Annotated in this window: 10 protein-coding genes and 1 pseudogene; 3 read left to right on the forward strand and 8 right to left on the reverse strand. The window is 71.4% G+C overall.

The annotated features are described in order from the left end of the window. Positions 1-1,977: pseudogene (locus SM757_RS33175) on the reverse strand (hypothetical protein); the annotation flags it as partial. A 151-nt stretch (positions 1,978-2,128) separates the two neighbouring features. Then, complete coding sequence (locus tag SM757_RS33180) at positions 2,129-2,929, reverse strand: DUF2272 domain-containing protein (RefSeq protein ID WP_322468599.1); 801 nt, start codon at positions 2,927-2,929, stop codon at positions 2,129-2,131. A gap of 230 nt (positions 2,930-3,159) precedes the next feature. On the opposite strand from SM757_RS33180, the gene SM757_RS33185 reads away from it, so the two are divergent. Continuing rightward, positions 3,160-4,239 (forward strand): aromatic ring-hydroxylating oxygenase subunit alpha, encoded by a 1,080-nt coding sequence (locus tag SM757_RS33185; protein WP_066342959.1) that lies wholly within the window; start codon positions 3,160-3,162, stop codon positions 4,237-4,239. Beyond that, positions 4,236-5,213, forward strand: a complete 978-nt coding sequence (locus tag SM757_RS33190; RefSeq protein ID WP_322468600.1) for a PDR/VanB family oxidoreductase — start codon at positions 4,236-4,238, stop codon at positions 5,211-5,213. The genes SM757_RS33185 and SM757_RS33190 overlap by 4 nt, the downstream gene beginning before the upstream one ends. 52 nt (positions 5,214-5,265) lie before the next feature. Here SM757_RS33190 and SM757_RS33195 read toward each other — a convergent pair whose 3' ends face one another. Then, positions 5,266-5,487 (reverse strand): hypothetical protein, encoded by a 222-nt coding sequence (locus tag SM757_RS33195; RefSeq protein ID WP_322468601.1) that lies wholly within the window; start codon positions 5,485-5,487, stop codon positions 5,266-5,268. Positions 5,488-5,877: 390 nt separating this feature from the next. On the opposite strand from SM757_RS33195, the gene SM757_RS33200 reads away from it, so the two are divergent. Continuing rightward, complete coding sequence (locus SM757_RS33200) at positions 5,878-7,599, forward strand: hypothetical protein (protein WP_322468602.1); 1,722 nt, start codon at positions 5,878-5,880, stop codon at positions 7,597-7,599. 27 nt (positions 7,600-7,626) lie between these two features. Here SM757_RS33200 and SM757_RS33205 read toward each other — a convergent pair whose 3' ends face one another. The 5 genes from SM757_RS33205 to SM757_RS33225 form a co-directional block, all read right to left on the reverse strand. Then, on the reverse strand, positions 7,627-9,195 hold the full coding sequence (locus SM757_RS33205; protein ID WP_322468603.1) for a methyl-accepting chemotaxis protein: 1,569 nt from the start codon (positions 9,193-9,195) through the stop codon (positions 7,627-7,629). Positions 9,196-9,381: 186 nt separating this feature from the next. Further along, a complete protein-coding gene (locus tag SM757_RS33210) occupies positions 9,382-9,861 on the reverse strand; it encodes a chemotaxis protein CheW (RefSeq protein ID WP_157119423.1) in 480 nt (159 codons plus the stop codon). Positions 9,862-10,000: 139 nt separating this feature from the next. Continuing rightward, entirely contained in the window at positions 10,001-11,776 is a 1,776-nt protein-coding gene (locus tag SM757_RS33215) for a methyl-accepting chemotaxis protein (RefSeq protein WP_322468604.1), read from the reverse strand. A 100-nt stretch (positions 11,777-11,876) separates the two neighbouring features. Next, complete coding sequence (locus SM757_RS33220) at positions 11,877-13,637, reverse strand: methyl-accepting chemotaxis protein (RefSeq protein WP_322468605.1); 1,761 nt, start codon at positions 13,635-13,637, stop codon at positions 11,877-11,879. 46 nt (positions 13,638-13,683) lie between these two features. Then, a partial coding sequence (locus SM757_RS33225) for a chemotaxis protein CheA (protein WP_322468606.1) occupies positions 13,684-15,374 on the reverse strand: 1,691 nt, incomplete at its 5' end.

Here is a 15,374-nt window from a genome sequence, read left to right on the forward strand (position 1 = left end):
GGCCGGCGTGGCGGGGCAACTGGTGTAGTTGGTCTGCAGGTTCACGCCGTCGCCGTTGCGGCCGAACACACCCAGCAGCTTGGAGCTGTCGGCCGCGATGGCCGCGCCCTGATTGCGCAGCGCCAGCGTGGCGGAGCGGGCGCGCACGTCCAGGTCGGCCTCGCCCAGGCGGCCGTCACCGCCTTGGCCGCAGGTGGCGCGACGGCTGCAGGCGAAGATCTGGCTCATGCCCTGCGGGCCGTTGGGGAACGTCCAGGCGGCGCTGATGCTGCCGCTGCCGTTGCCGGCCAGGCTCAGCGCGCGCAGCGCGGCCTTGCCGGCCGCATCCAGCTCGGCCCAGGGCTGCGTCTCCATGGACGACCAGATGGGCGGCACGCCCACCACCGGCAGCCGGAAGCTGCTGCGCCCGCCCATGCTGAAGGGGGTGGTGCAGGCCTCGTCGGCGTAGAGCGAGATCGTCACGTTGCGCCCGCCGTGGAAGAAGTTGCGGATGGTCGCGTCGCCCGCCGTGTCCGCGGGCAGCAGCACCCAGGCGTCGTCCGCCTGGCGCGTGGTGCCGGTGGCGGGGTCGAGGCTGACGGTGGCGCTCATGCCGCCGGTGGTCCACAGCGACAGGCTGCGCTGCTGCGTGGCGCCGGGGTGGCGCTTGTAATAGGCCACCGTCACCGGTCCGCCGAAATTGGTGGGCTGCTCGACCTTGGCGCAGGCCAGGCCGGGCACGGCCTCGATCTCGAAGGACAGGGCGCGGTCGAACTGCACGGCCGGCGTGGTGCCGTCTATGCGCACGGTGCGCTGCGCCTCGGCGCTGGCGTGCAGCTCCATCGGCCAGCGGCTGCCCATCAGCCGCCAGGCGCCGCCCTGGCGCGTCACGGCCATGCCATCGCCCACGTCGTGCAACTGTCCCTGCGTGTCGCGCAGCACCATGCTGATGCCGCACACCGGCGCGGCACCGGAGAGATCGCAGTCCTGCAGCGCGGGGCTTTGCAGCGTGGCGCCCCAGACGGCGTGGCCGCTGTCGCCGTGGCCGAACATGGCGCACAGGGCCGCGGCCACGTCGTCGCCGCCGCTGGCGGCGTTTCCCTCCATCCTGAGCGTCGCCGTGTCGGCCACTATCGAGCGCAGCCCCGTGGCGGGCTGCGCGCAGGCGGCGGCGCCGGCCAGGGCGGCGCTGAAGCGGGACACCATGGCCTGCAGGCCCGGCAGGTCCAGGCTGGCGGCCGTGGCATCGGCGGAAAGCGCGCCTATGCGGGTGCCGTCCGCGTCCAGGAACAGGTTGCCGCCGCCCAAGCGCTGCGTGAACTGGACGAAAGGCCGGCCGTCCTGGCCCAAGTTGACGCCCAAGGCGTCCAGCAACCCGTCGTAGCCGCTGCGCGAGCCGGCGGCCAGCGCCCCAGCGGTGAAGTCGAAGTCCGTGGACAGGCCGTTGGCCGTGAGCAGGGCGCCCAAGCTGGTGTGCAACTGGGCTTGGGCCTGGGCCAGGCTGGCGCCGGTGAGTGTGGCGGCGGCGCCGTTCATCAGCGCCTCGGGGCGGGCCTGCCCGGCCAGCAGCACGGCGGCGCTGGTCAGCGGCGTGACCTGCGCCGTGCCGGGCGCGGCGGCCACGGCGTAGAGGCAGCGGTACTCGACCCCGGCGTGGCCGCAGGCCTCCAGCCGCCAGGGGCCGTTGCCGGTGAGTGTGACGGCGGGGTAGCTGCCGTCCTCGGCCACGGTGACGTCGGACGCCACCACGTTGCCGTCCGCATCGAGCACGCGCAGCCGGCCGTCGGACATGGGTGCGCCCACCGCCACCGCGCCGCTGAGCGTGCGTGAAGTGGGCGCGGGCGCGGGCGTGGGCGTGGGCGTGGGCGTGGGCGTGTCGCCACCGTCGCCGCCGCAACCGGAGGCCACCAGGGCGGCGGCCGCGGCGCAGGCCAGCGCCGTCGCGCGCAAGGAATGGCGCGCGTACATCAAGTGGACGGTGTGTGCCTGAGCCTTCATCAAAAATCTCCCTGGTTCAACGTGGTTGCGTTATCGGAGCAGGCCTGCCCGTCTTGAGCTTCAAAGGCGCGCATCCCCCCCGCGCCGCCACGGCGCGCCGGTACAAATCCGCAGGGACGAGGCTGGGAGGCAGGCCGCCGCGGCCGGGGCTTCAGGGCAGGTGGTTGCGCAACACGACCAGCCAGGGCCGCTGCGGCGAGGGCAGCAGCAGCCCGTCGGCGGACAGCGGCACGCGGCTCCAGGCGACGGTGTTGCGCACGTTGCCGCCTATGGCGCCCAACGCGGCGGGGCCGACTTCCACCACCAGGTCGCAGTGCCAGCCGCCAGCGCCGGCGTCGCCGGCCAGCTGCTCGAAGCGGGTCACGCGCTGCGCCGTGCCCTCGCGCGGGGCGCAGATGAGGTCGCCCACGGCCGGCGGCGTGCGTGCGGCGTCCAGCGCTTCGAAGCCCGCGGGCGAGGGCCCGTCATGCACGGCCTTGATGTAGTGCCAGTGCAGCGCGCTGGCGGGAAAGACGGCATCCGGCACGCCGGCGGACTTCATGAGGTACGAGATGAAGACCGCCGACCACGCCACCAGCGAGCCGTCGGGGTACTGCGCACCTTCGGCCACGAAGGTGTCGCCGCGCAGCACCTGCCAGTACAGCAGCACGCGGCTGGCGGCGTCGGCCATGTGCTCGCGCCGTGGCGTCCCGGCGCCGGCCGGCCCGTCCCAGGTGTCGGCGGCGCTGTCCCAGCGGGCGCGGCCCCACAGCGCCCATTCCTGCAGCGCCAGGTGCACCAGGCGCTGCCGCGGCGTGGGCAGCGTGACCACGCGGCCCCCCAAACCCAGCGCGGCGGGAACGTCCGCCTCCTCGCGCGGCCCGGCGCAGCCGCCCAAGGCCAGTGCGGCAATGCAGGCGGCGGCCCCGGCGGCTGCGCGGCGGGCGATGAAGGACAGGGCGGGCGTGGACACGGTTGTTGACGTCTTGACCTAGGGTAAATCGGGAGGGCCAACCCATAGCCTGCGGAATCCACGATCAGTACACTGAATGACGTATTCAGTACGCTGACCATCCCGGCGGCCGCAGCCCCTGCGGCACGCCTGCCGGGCCGGCGCACGGCTTGCCGCGACCCTTGCCAGGGGCGCAGGCGCGCCGCGCCGGCCGACCACCTTGGAACGGATTTCCTGAAGGAGACGACTTCATGTTCCCCAAGAACGCCTGGTACGTGGCCTGCACGCCGCAGGAGATTGACGGCAAGCCGCTGGGCCGCAAGGTCTGCAACGAGGCCATCGTGTTCTACCGGCAGGCCGACGGCTCGCCGGCCGCGGTGGAGGACTTCTGTCCGCACCGCGGCGCGCCGCTGTCGCTGGGCTACGTGAGCGACGGCAAGCTCGTGTGCGGCTACCACGGGCTGGAGATGGGCTGCGACGGCAAGACCATCGCCATGCCGGGGCAGCGGGTGCGCGGTTTCCCGTGCATCAAGAGCTTCGCGGTGTTGGAGCGCCACGGCTTCATCTGGGTGTGGCCCGGCGACAAGGACCAGGCCGACCCCGCGCTGCTGCCCGCCCTGCATTGGGCCGACGACCCCGAGTGGGCCTATGGCGGCGGCTACTACCACGTGAAGGCCGATTACCGGCTCATGGTGGACAACCTCATGGACCTCACGCACGAGACCTACGTGCACTCGACCTCCATAGGCCAGAAGGAGATCGACGAGACGCCCTGCGTGACCAAGGTCGATGGCGACCACGTCACCACCAGCCGCTTCATGAGCGACCTGCCGGAGGCGCCGCCCTTCTGGAAGATGGCGCTGCGCGGCCACGGGCTGCCGGACGACCAGCGCGTGGACCGCTGGCAGGTGTGCCACTTCACGCCGCCCAGCCACGTGATGATCGAGGTGGGCGTGGCGCTGGCCGGCCACGGCGGCAAGGACGCGCCGGCGGACAAGAAGGTCTATGCAGTGGTGGTGGACTTCATCACGCCCGAGACCGAGACCTCGCACCACTACTTCTGGGGCATGGCGCGGCACTTCAAGCCGCAGGACCCGGCGCTGACGCTGGCCATACGCGAAGGCCAGGCCAAGGTGTTCGGCGAGGACCTGCAGATGCTGGAGCGCCAGCAGGCCAACATCAGCCAGTGGCCCGAGCGCAAGCTGCTGATGCTCAACATCGATGCGGGCGGCATGCAGTCGCGCCGGGTGATGGAGCGCGTGCTGGCGGCCGAGCAGGCCGCGGCCGCCGACCGGCTGGCCGGCGCCTCTGCCGCGGAGCTGTCGCAATGAGCGCCGCCGCTTCGGCGCTGCGCGTGCGCGTGGCGCGCAAGGCGCAGGAGGCTGAGGGCATCTGCAGCCTGGAGCTCACCAGCGTGGACGGCGCGGCGCTGCCGCCGTTTTCCGCCGGCTCGCACGTGGACGTGCACCTGGGCGGCGGCGTGGTGCGCCAGTACTCGCTGTGCAACGACCCGGCCGAGACGCACCGCTACCTCATCGCCGTGCTGCGCGACCCGGCCTCGCGCGGCGGCTCGGCGGCCGTGCACGACGCGGTGAAGGAGGGCGACGAGCTGCAGATCAGCGCGCCCAAGAACCACTTCGCGCTGGCGCACGAGGCGCGCCACAGCCTGCTGCTGGCCGGCGGCATCGGCGTCACGCCCATCCTGTGCATGGCCGAGCGGCTGGCGGTGATGGGCGCCTCCTTCGACCTGCACTACGCCGCGCGCTCGCGCGAGCGCGCGGCCTTCGTGCAGCGCATCCAGGGCGCGGCCTTCGCGGATCGGGCGCAGTTCCACTTCGACGACGGCCCCGAGGCGCAGCGCCTGGACCTGGCCGCGCTGCTGGCGCAGCCGCAGCCCGGCACGCACCTCTACGTGTGCGGCCCAAAGGGCTTCATGGACGCGGTGCTCTCCAGCGCGCGCGCCGCGGGTTGGGGCGAGCAGCAGTTGCACTGGGAGTTCTTCTCGGCCGGCGCCGAGGCCGCGCCGCGCACGGGCGACGAGGCCTTCGAGGTGCAACTGGCCAGCTCCGGCCGCGTCATCACGGTGGCGCCGGACCGGACCGTGACGCAGGCGCTGGCCGAGGCGGGCGTGGAGGTGCTGGTGTCGTGCGAGCAGGGCGTGTGCGGCACCTGCCTCACGCGGGTGCTGCAAGGCACGCCGGACCACCGCGACGTGTACCTCACCCCCGAGGAACAGGCCGCCAACGACCAGTTCACGCCCTGCTGCTCGCGGGCGAAATCGGCCCGCCTGGTGCTGGACCTGTAGATCTTTGGAACGCAGCCCCGCAGGCCGTGCGGGGGTTGAATCCCCAGGGATTTCACGCCTTGCCGTGAAATCCCTTTTTCATTTTCTGCCAGCTTTTCCAGGTTTTCGTTGCATCGAATTCAGTTGCGGCTTCGTAAAGCGTTGCAACCATTTTTTCGCGCTGAATGCTTGTGGGTTGCCGATATTTTATTGAGCGCTGCCGCCAAAAGTTTGCGACCCTGGGGAAACATGCCTGGGTTGAATATCGATGGCCAAGGGCGGTGGCGGCCGCCATTTTCTTGGGACCGCCCCGTATCCGGCGCTGGGTAAATGTCCTCCCTTGGAAAAGGGCTTGTGAAAGACGTCCGCTCCAGCCGTGGAAATCAATCTTGGCCAGGACGGAAATTCAATCCAGGGTGAATTTCGCTTCTTTCGAGCCGCCGTCGGGCTGCGTTGTGCTTCTGCGAGTGCGGGGGTTTTGGAATCGGCAGAGGTGAAATTTGTGTAACCCTTTTATTTCCATCCCGCGAATGAAGAGTTAATTGACTGGCTTTGAGTTGCGCATGATGTGCGCGGGCTTTCCGTTCGAAACAAATGAATAGGGGCGGGCAGAGCGTCGCTTTTTAAATGTCGGGCTGTTCCCGTGATTTTGAAAAGCCGTGGTCATTTCAAGCCAGGAGATTGCATGTTTCAAATCAAGAGGCGCGAGGCGCTGCTGACGCTGCCTGCGTTGGCACTGGCCGGTTGCGGCGGGGGCGGCGCCGGGAGTGATATCGCGGAATCCGCCGCGCAAGCTGCCGCGGGCGTGGCCACCGAAACCGCCAAGGAGTCGGTCTCAAGCTTGTCCTCGCCGGCCGCCACGCCGGCGCAGTTCCTGTTGTGGGATGCCGGCAGCGGGCCCTCGCGCGACTACTGGAACGTGCACCTGCAACTGCCCTGGAAGAACCGCAACGTCGGCGACTGGCTGGATGCCGCGGGCGTGGGCCAGGGCGCGCAGCCCTGGGCCGGCTTCGTGGTCAAGGCGCTTGGCCCCGTCACGGTGGACATCACGGCGCTGGCCGCGCGCTGGGTGGGCACGGGCGAGAACCGGGGCGCCTTCTTGCGCGGCAGCGGCGTCTCGGCGTCCGCTTTCGCGACGTGGGCCGGCCGGCTCTCGGCCACGCCGCCGCAATTGCTGGTGCGCACCGAGCAGGGCGAATTCGCCTGCGCGGGCCTGGTGGCCACCCTCAACCCCAGCACCTACCGCAACCTCGACACCCGGCAAAGCGCCTGGCACACGGCCCGCACGCCGGTGATGGTGCAGTTCGACCTCTCGGCCGTGCGCGGCACGGTGCAGCAGGCGCTCATGACGCTGACCTGCGTGGACCGCGATGTGCGCTACGCCTTCAACGTGGGCGTGTTCGAGGTCGATGCGCCGCGCTTTCAGCTTGGCGCCGACGCGCAGGCCTCGCGCATGGGCATCGCCGCGGGCGGCGACGCCGCGCTGCGCGCCCACCCCGCCGTGCTGCGCATGGGGGACTTCTCCAACCTCACGCGCAGCGGGCTGTTCGACGAGCTCAGCTTCGACAGCCGCAACCCCTACGAGCTGCTGGCCGACCCGGACGCGCCGGGCACGGTGATGTTCCGCGGCACCCTGACGCCCAACGCCAACCTGTCCTTCAACGGCGTGTCGCAACTGCTGCGCGGCAATCCGGCCGACCCGCTGCGCCCGGCGCTGCCCGCGCTGTACGAGGAGCTGTACGCCCGGCTCTACATCTACCTGGAGCCGGACTGGGACAGCAGCGTGGACATCAACAAGATGGCCCTGGGCTGGGACTTGCGCCTGGGCTGGTGGAACGACTACGCCGGCGGCTACTGGTACTCCATCACCGGCAACGGCGGGCGCCGCGGCACGGGCAAGCGGCTGTTCTGGCCCAAGGGCAGCTCAGGCGCGGTGCAGCTCTACGACCGCTGGGGCTACGAGGGCCACTCGGTGCGCATGGTGGCCGGCCTGGACCCCGGCGACGGCAGCCCCTACGCCGAGCTGCGCCCGCTGCAGGACTACATCTACTCGCTGGACCAGGCCAGCGACTTCGGCGAGGTGGAGCGGCTGGGCAACGCGGTGATCTCCAAGGGGCGCTGGCACTGCCTGGAGCAGCGCATACGCATCAACTCGGTGGACTCCAGCCTCACCGACGAGTGGGGCAACGGCGAGGCCAACCCCGACGGCGAGATCGACACCTGGCTGGACGGCGTGCTGGTGGCGCAGCGCCGTGGCCTGCGCTGGCGCTGCCACCCGGAAATAGGCCTGCGCGGCCCGTGGATCAACTGGTACTTCGGCGGGCGCACCCGGCCCACCTCCACCATGCACTACCGCATGAACCACTTCGCGCTGGCCACCGAGTACATCGGCCCGCGCGTGGGCTGAGGGCGGCTTCCAGGCGCGCGGGGGAGATCAGGCCAGCGCCGGGGCCGCGTGCCGGGGCTCGCCGCTGAGCGTGAAGGTGCTCACCACCGTGCCCAGCCGGGCCGCCTGCTCGCGCAGGCCGTGCGCGGCCGCGGTGCTTTGCTCCACCAGGGCGGCGTTTTGCTGCGTCATGCCGTCGAGCTCGGCCACGGCGGTGTTGACCTCCGCGACGTTGCCGCTCTGCGCGGCGCTGGCGTTGCTGATCTCGGCGATCACCTGCGTCACGCGGCGCACGCCCTGGACGATCTCGTCCATGGTGCGCCCGGCGTCCTGCACCAGGGCCGAACCGCTCTGGACCTGCTGCACGCTCTGGCCGATGAGGGCCTTGATCTCGCGCGCGGCCGTGGCCGAGCGCTGCGCGAGGCTGCGCACCTCGCCGGCCACCACCGCGAAGCCGCGGCCGGCCTCGCCCGCGCGCGCCGCTTCCACCGCGGCGTTCAGGGCCAGGATGTTGGTCTGGAAGGCGATGGCGTCAATGGTGCCGATGATGTCTTCGATGCGGTGGCTGGCGCTCTGGATGCCGTCCATGGTGCTGACCACGCGGGCCACCACCTCGCCGCCGCGCTGCGCCGCCTCGGAGGCCGAATTCGCGCACACGCTGGCCGTGGCGGCGGACTCGGCGCCCGCGCGCAGCGCATCGGTGACCTGCTGCAGGCTGGCCGCCGTTTGCTGCAGGTTGGCCGCGGTGTGCTCGGTGCGGGCGGAGAGGTCGGCGCTGCCCTGGGCGATCTCGTCGGAGGCCTTGGACACGTCGCTGGCGCTCTGGCGCATCTGGCCCACGAGGTGGCGCAGCGATTGCGTCATGCCGTCCAGCGCCTGCTGCAGGGTGCCGATCTCGTCGCGGCGGCCCACGTCGGCCCGCGCGGTGAGATCGCCCTGGCCGATGCGCGTGGCCATCGCGGCCAGCGCGTTCAGCGGCCGGCACAGGGAGCGCACCAGCAGCGCGCTGCTCACGCACATGAGGGCGATGGCCAAGGCCGTCACGGCGCTGCCCGTCCAGGCCAGCATGCGCATGGACGCCTCGGCCGCCTCGCTCAGCGCTTGCGAGCGCTGGCGCTGCAGCGCCACGAAGGCCTGCTGCACTTCGAGATAGGCCGTGATGGCCGGTTGCACGTCCAACGCCAGCCGGGCCATGGCCTGCTCGGCCTGCCCCTGCTGCTTGAGCGCGGCGGCCTGGTCGCGCGCGGCGATGTAGCGCTTGCGCGCCTGCGCCACCGCCGCCAGCGCGGCCTTTTCCTCATCGGTGCCGGCCAGCTCGTCCAGCGACGCCTGCAACTCGTTGATGCGCTTGGTGGTGGCCGCGATCGCGGGCTTGAACAGGGCCGCCACCGTCGCGTCGCCGGCCAGCGTGGACAGCACCCGCGTGGCGTTGGCCTGCGTGAGCCCGCTCCACTGCAGGGCAATTTCCAGCTTGCGCTGCTGGGCCTGCGTGTCCTGCGCGAACTGCGCCTGCAAGTGCCCGCCGCGCCAGGCGGTGAAGCCCGAGAGCAAGGCCAAGACCACTGAAATAGCCAGCGTGGGCAGCCACAGCTTGGACTTGATGCTCAGGAACTTCATACGCGTGCCCTCTGATCCAGCCTTGGGAACAAGCTGCCGCGTTCGCGATGAAAAACGCAGGCGAGCACAGGCGGGCAGGCGCGAAGGCCGGCCCAAGAGAAATACGAATAACCCGTGGGCGGGCGCCGCCACCCGCCCACGCGGCCGCCAGAGGGCGGCGCGGTGGGCAGCCGGCGCGCCGCGCCGTCAGCGTGCGGCGTCTATGAGGCCCATGTCGGCGCTGCTCATGAGCGCCTCGATGTCGATGAGGATGAGCATGCGCTCGCCCACGCCGCCGATGCCGGTGATGAAGCTCGCGTCCACGGTGGAGTTCATCTCCGGCGCGGGGCGGATCTGCTCGGTGTTGAGCTGCATCACGTCGGACACCGAGTCCACCACCGCGCCGACGATGCGCCCGCGCACGTTGAGCACGATCACCACGGTGAAGCTGTTGTACTCGGCCGTGTCGCAGCCCAGCTTCAGGCGCAGGTCCACCACCGGGACGATGACGCCGCGCAGGTTGACCACGCCCTTCATGAAGGCCGGCGCGTTGGCGATGCGCGTGGGCGGCTCGTAGGAGCGGATTTCCTGCACGCGCAGGATGTCTATGCCGTACTCCTCCTGGCCCAGGCGGAAGGTGAGGAATTCGCCGCCGCGCGGCTCGGCCATGGCGCGGTTGCCGGCCATCTGGAGGGCGCCGGCCGTGGAGCGGGCGGGGGTGTTGATCAAATCCATGCGTGACTCCTGCATGTTGGGCCGACAAGGGGCCTGGGGACCTTCGGGGCCTGCCGCCCGGCGCTGGGCCTTTGGGCGGACAGGGCGATTTTTAGAACTGCTCCCATGCATCTTCCGCCGCCGTCGCCGCGGCGGGCGTGACGGAAGCCACGGGAGCGGCGGGCAGGGCGCCGCCACGGGTGCTGCGGGTGCTGCGGGTAATGCCGGAACTGCCTGGACCGCTGTTGCGGGCCGCGCGCGCGATGAGCTGGGTGGCCTGCGACTTGGGGCTGGACGGCGCGGGCGCCAGGGCGGCCGCCTGGGGCAGCGCGTCGTGCGCGCCGGCTTCCAGGCGGAACACCGCGGCGGCGTTCTCCAGCGCCTGCGCCTGGTCGCGCAGGTGCTGCGCCGCGCCGGCGGTTTCCTCCACCAGCGCGGCGTTGTTCTGGGTGTGGGTGTCGAGCTGGCTCATGGTGTCGCGCACCTGGGCGATGCCGTCGGCCTGCTGCTGCATGGTCTGGCCCACGTTGCCGATGAGCTGCGCCACGCGGCGCACCTGGGCCACGATCTCGTCCATGGTGCTGCCGGCCTCGCTCACCAGGCGGCTGCCGGCCTCCACCTGCTCGACGCTGCCGCCGATGAGGGCCTTGATCTCGCGTGCCGCCGCGGCCGAGCGCTGTGCCAGCGCGCGCACCTCGCCGGCCACCACCGCGAAGCCGCGGCCGGCCTCGCCGGCGCGGGCGGCTTCCACCGCGGCGTTCAGGGCCAGGATGTTGGTCTGGAAGGCGATGCCGTCGATCACGCCGGTGATCTCGGCAATGCGCCGCGAGCCGGCGTGGATCTCGTCCATGGTGGCCACCACGCGGTGCACGACCTCGCCGCCGCGCTGGGCCACGTCGGCGGCGCCGGCCGCCAGGGTGTGGGCGCTGGCGGCCGAATCGGCGCTGGTATGCACGCCGCCGGCCAGCTCGTTCATGCTCGCGGCGCTGTCCTGCAGCCGCCCGGCGGTGAGCTCGGTGCGGTTGGCCAGGTCGGCATTGCCGCTGGCGATCTGCGCGCAGGCGCTGCCTATGCCGTCGCTGCCGCGGCGCACCTGCGCCACCATGCGGCCCAAGCCGCCGCGCATGGCTTCCATGGCCTGCAGCAGCCGGCCTATCTCGTCGGGGCGGCCGGCGGTCACCGGCTGCGCCAGGTCACCCGAGGCCATGGCCTGCAGCACGTGCAGCGCGCCCTTCATGCGGCGTTGCAGGTCGCGCGCCATGAGCTGCGCAAACCCCAGCACCAGCGCACCCAGCACCAGCGCCGTGGCCAGGCTGGCCATGGCAAAGCGCAGCGCGGCGGCGCGCACCTCGTCCACGTACACGCCCGACCCCAGCACCCAGCCCCAGGGCGCGAAGCCCGCGACGTAGGAGCGCTTGGGCACGGGGTCCTGCGCGCCGGGCTTGGGCCACAGGTAGTCCACGTAGCCCGCGCCTTCGCGCTGCACGGTCTCCACGAACGCCACGAACAGCCGCTTGCCGCTGGGGTCCTTGCTCTGCGAGAGGTCCTGGCCTTCGAGCTCGGGCTTGATGGGGTGGGCCACCATGCGCGCCGTCATGTCGTTGACCCAGACGTATTCCTTGCCGTCGTAGCGGATGGCGCGGATTTCCTCTATGGCGCGCTGCTGCGCCTGGTGGCGCGACAGGCTGCCCGCGGCCTCCTGCGACTGCCAGTGCTGCGCAATGGTCAGCGACTGCTGCACCACGGCGCGCGTGGCGCTCAGCCGCATCTCCAGCGCCGAAGCGTGGAAGGCGAAGCCCGTGTAGGCCGACAGGCCCAGCAAGGCCAGCGTCACGGCCAGCGCCATGAGGCGCAGCCGGGCTGCCAGGGAAAGCGTGGAAAGTGACATCAGGGGTTCTCGGAATCGTCGTTCATGCCCGGGGCGTTGTGTTGCGGAAGCAAGCACACGGGCGCGTTGGGCAAGAACGCGTCATCGTCATCCGCTCTTTTCAAAAACTTTCCCAGTCGCTCTCGCCGCTGGCGCCGGGCTTGGAGGCCCCGGGCAGCGACGCACGGCTGGCCCGCTCCAGCGCGGCCTGCGCCAGCACCGCGGGCGAGGGCTGCGCGGGCGCGGGGCGTTGCGCCGGCGCGCGCGGCGTCATGGAGGCGGCCGGCGCGCGCGGCGCGGCTGCGGGCTCCATGGCGTCGTGCATCCCCGTGCGAAAGCGCGACACGACCACGCTCAGGCGCTGCGCCTGTTCGCTCAAGCTTTGCGCCGCCGCGGCGCTTTGCTCTACCAGCGCGGCGTTTTGCTGCGTCATGCGGTCGAGCTCGACCACGGCGGTGTTGACCTGGCCGATGCCGCCGCTTTGCTCGGCGGCGGCGGCGCTGATCTCGCCGATGACGTCGGAGACGCGGCGCACACCCTGGACGATCTCGTCCATGGTGCGGCCCGCGTCCTGTACCAGCGCGGAGCCGCTTTCGACCTGCTCCACGCTCTGCCCAATGAGGGTCTTGATCTCGCGCGCGGCCTCGGCCGAGCGTTGCGCCAGGCTGCGCACCTCGCCGGCCACCACCGCGAAGCCGCGGCCGGCCTCGCCCGCGCGCGCCGCTTCCACCGCGGCGTTGAGCGCCAGGATGTTGGTCTGGAAGGCGATGCCGTCGATCGTGCCGATGATGTCGCCGATGCGGCGGCTGGCGGTCTGTATGCCGTCCATGGTGCTCACCACCTGCGACACCACCTCGCCGCCGCGGCGCGCCACGTCGGAGGCCGAGGAGGCGAGCTGGTTGGCCGTGGCCGCGGCGTCGGCGCCGGAGCGCACGTTGACGGTGAGCTGCTGCATGCTCGAAGCCGTCTGCTGCAGGCTGGAGGCCGTCTGCTCGGTGCGGCTGGAGAGGTCGCTGTTGCCCGCGGCCACCTCGGAGCTGGCCAACTGCACCGAGGACGCGCTCTGGCGCACCTCGTTGACCAGCGACTGCAGCGCATGCTGCATGCCCGCCAGCGAGCGCAGCAGCGCCGAGATCTCGTCGTTGCCCGTGATCTGCACCTCCTGCGACAGCTCGCCCGTGGCGATGCGCTCGGCCACGGCGCGGGCCTGCGCCACCGGCGCGCAGATGGAGGCCATGTTGGCCAGCGTCAGCGGCACCACCACGAGCGCGCTCACCAGCGCCGCCGCGGCAAACAGCAGGTGGGCGAGGCTGGAGGCGCCGGCGAGCTCGGCGGCGGCGGCCTCCTGCTGCGCCTTCAGGTGGGTGAGCAGCTTGCCCACCTCGGCCTCGGTGGCGTGTATGGGCGTCTTGGCCGGCTCCAGCGCGCGGTCGGCCAGCGCCGCGGTCGCGAAGCCGCCGGCGGCGGCCTGCGTGAGCACCGGCGCGGCCTTGGCGGCGTAGTCGGCAAGGGCGCCGGCCACGGCGGCAGCCGCGGTGGCGCCGGCGTCCGCGGAGCCCTGGCCCAGCCGCTGCGCCATTTGCGTGGCCTGCTGCACGGCGGTGTTCCACAGGGCCTGGTGCCGCGCCGCGGCCTCGGCCGAGTCGAGGTGGATCACCAGGTCCTTCTCATGGCGCCGGATGCTGCCGAGCTGCCGCTCCAGGGCCACGGCGTCCATGGTGCGGGCATGCGTGCTCGCCATGAAGCCGTCGCTCACGCGGTGCAGCCTGCCCATCCCCCACAGGCCCACGCCGCTCACCAGGGCGAGCAGCGCCAGCACCGTGAGGATGGCGCCGACCATGCGAAAGCGGATGGAAAAGCTCCGTATCCATGCGTTGATCATGAGTACCCCAACTGCTTACTGCTTGATGCCTGAAGGCCCGCGCGCGTCAGGCGTGGCCGTCCATGAGCCGGGTGCGCGAGCGGCGCACCAGGCCGCCGACGTCCAGGATCAGGGCCACGCGGCCGTCGCCCAGGATGGTGGCGCCGGAGATGCCGTCCACGCGGCGGTAGTTGGCCTCCAGGTTCTTGACCACCACCTGCTGCTGGCCCAGCAGCTCGTCCACGAGCAGCGCCACGCGCCCGCCGTCGGCCTCGACCACGACCATCATGTCGCTGGGCTGGTCCTTGCCCGGGCGCGGCACGCTGAACAGGCGCTGCATGTCCACCACGGGCATGTACTCCTGGCGCACCTCGACGACGCGGGCGCCGGCCAGGCCGCGGATCATCCCCTGCGTGACCTGGAAGGACTCGACCACGCTGGCCAGCGGGACGATGTAGCACTCGGCGCCGATGCCCACGCTCATGCCGTCCATGATGGCCAGCGTCAGCGGCAGGCGGACCTTCACGCTCATGCCCTGGCCGGGCGCGGAGTCGATCTCCACCGTGCCGCCCAGCGCCGTGATGTTCTTCTTGACCACGTCCATGCCCACGCCGCGGCCGGAGACGTCGGTGACGACGTCGGCCGTGGAGAAGCCCGGGGCGAAGATCAGGCCCCAGACCTCGGCGTCGGTGAGGCTGTCGGGCGCGTCCAGGCCGCGCTCGCGCGCCTTGCGCAACAGCTTCTCGCGGTCCAGGCCGCGGCCGTCGTCGCGCACCTCGATCACGATGTTGCCGCCTTGGTGGCTGGCCACCAGGGTGATGCTGCCGTGCTCGGGCTTGCCGCGCGCCAGGCGCTCGGCCGGCAGCTCGATGCCGTGGTCGGCGCTGTTGCGCACCAGGTGGGTGAGCGGGTCGGTGATCTTTTCCACCAGGCCCTTGTCCAGCTCGGTGGCCTCGCCCTGGGTGTGCATCTCGATGCGCTTGCCCAGCTTGGATTCCAGGTCGCGCAGCATGCGCGGGAAGCGGCTGAAGACCACGGACATCGGAATCATGCGGATGGACATGACCGATTCCTGCAGGTCGCGCGTGTTGCGCTCCAGCGCCGCCAACCCGGAGACCAGCTGCTGGTGCAGCGAGCCGTCGAGCTGCTTGCTGTTCTGGGCCAGCATGGCCTGCGTGATGACGAGCTCGCCCACCAGGTTGATGAGCTGGTCCACCTTTTCCACCGACACGCGCAGCGTGGTGGACTCGCCCTTGTCCACGCGCGGCGCGGCGGCCTTGGGCGAGGCGGCGGCCGGCGTGGCGGCGGCGGCGACCACGGCCTTGGCCGGCGCGGCGGCGGGGGCCTCGTGCGTCTCGGTGGCGGTAGGCGCGGGCATCTCGCCCAGGTCGGGCACGCCGGGGGCGTCGTCGAAGAAGCCGTAGCCCAGGTCGGGCGTTTCCGGCGGCGGGGCACCGGGGGCGTCATCGTGGAAGCCGTAGCCCACGTGCATGGGCGCCAGGCGCAGCGCCTCGCGCGCGACGTGGAAGGTGAACAGGTCCATCAGCTCGTCGTCGCCGCTGGTGGTCAGCACCTTGAAGCGGCGCATGCCGTCGGCGGCATGGCCCCCGTCCAGCGGCTCGAGGACGCCCAGGTCGGGAATCTCGGCGAACAGCTCGGCCAGGTTGTTGGCTTGCTCGGGGTGATCCAGCGGGCCCACCGTGAGCTCGAGCACGCGCACCGCGCACTTGGCGGCGCTGTCGACGGCCGGCTCGGCCG

This window comes from Azohydromonas lata (assembly GCF_034427735.1).
Taxonomy (GTDB): Bacteria; Pseudomonadota; Gammaproteobacteria; order Burkholderiales; family Burkholderiaceae_C; genus Azohydromonas; species Azohydromonas lata.

Coding starts and splice junctions, on each gene's coding strand:
- SM757_RS33185 (WP_066342959.1), top strand. CDS start 3,160: ATGTTCCCCAAGAACGCCTGGTACGTGGCCTGCACGCCGCAGGAGATT.
- SM757_RS33190 (WP_322468600.1), top strand. CDS start 4,236: ATGAGCGCCGCCGCTTCGGCGCTGCGCGTGCGCGTGGCGCGCAAGGCG.
- SM757_RS33195 (WP_322468601.1), bottom strand. CDS start 5,487: ATGGCGGCCGCCACCGCCCTTGGCCATCGATATTCAACCCAGGCATGT.
- SM757_RS33200 (WP_322468602.1), top strand. CDS start 5,878: ATGTTTCAAATCAAGAGGCGCGAGGCGCTGCTGACGCTGCCTGCGTTG.
- SM757_RS33205 (WP_322468603.1), bottom strand. CDS start 9,195: ATGAAGTTCCTGAGCATCAAGTCCAAGCTGTGGCTGCCCACGCTGGCT.
- SM757_RS33210 (WP_157119423.1), bottom strand. CDS start 9,861: ATGGCCGGCAACCGCGCCATGGCCGAGCCGCGCGGCGGCGAATTCCTC.
- SM757_RS33215 (WP_322468604.1), bottom strand. CDS start 11,776: ATGTCACTTTCCACGCTTTCCCTGGCAGCCCGGCTGCGCCTCATGGCG.
- SM757_RS33220 (WP_322468605.1), bottom strand. CDS start 13,637: ATGATCAACGCATGGATACGGAGCTTTTCCATCCGCTTTCGCATGGTC.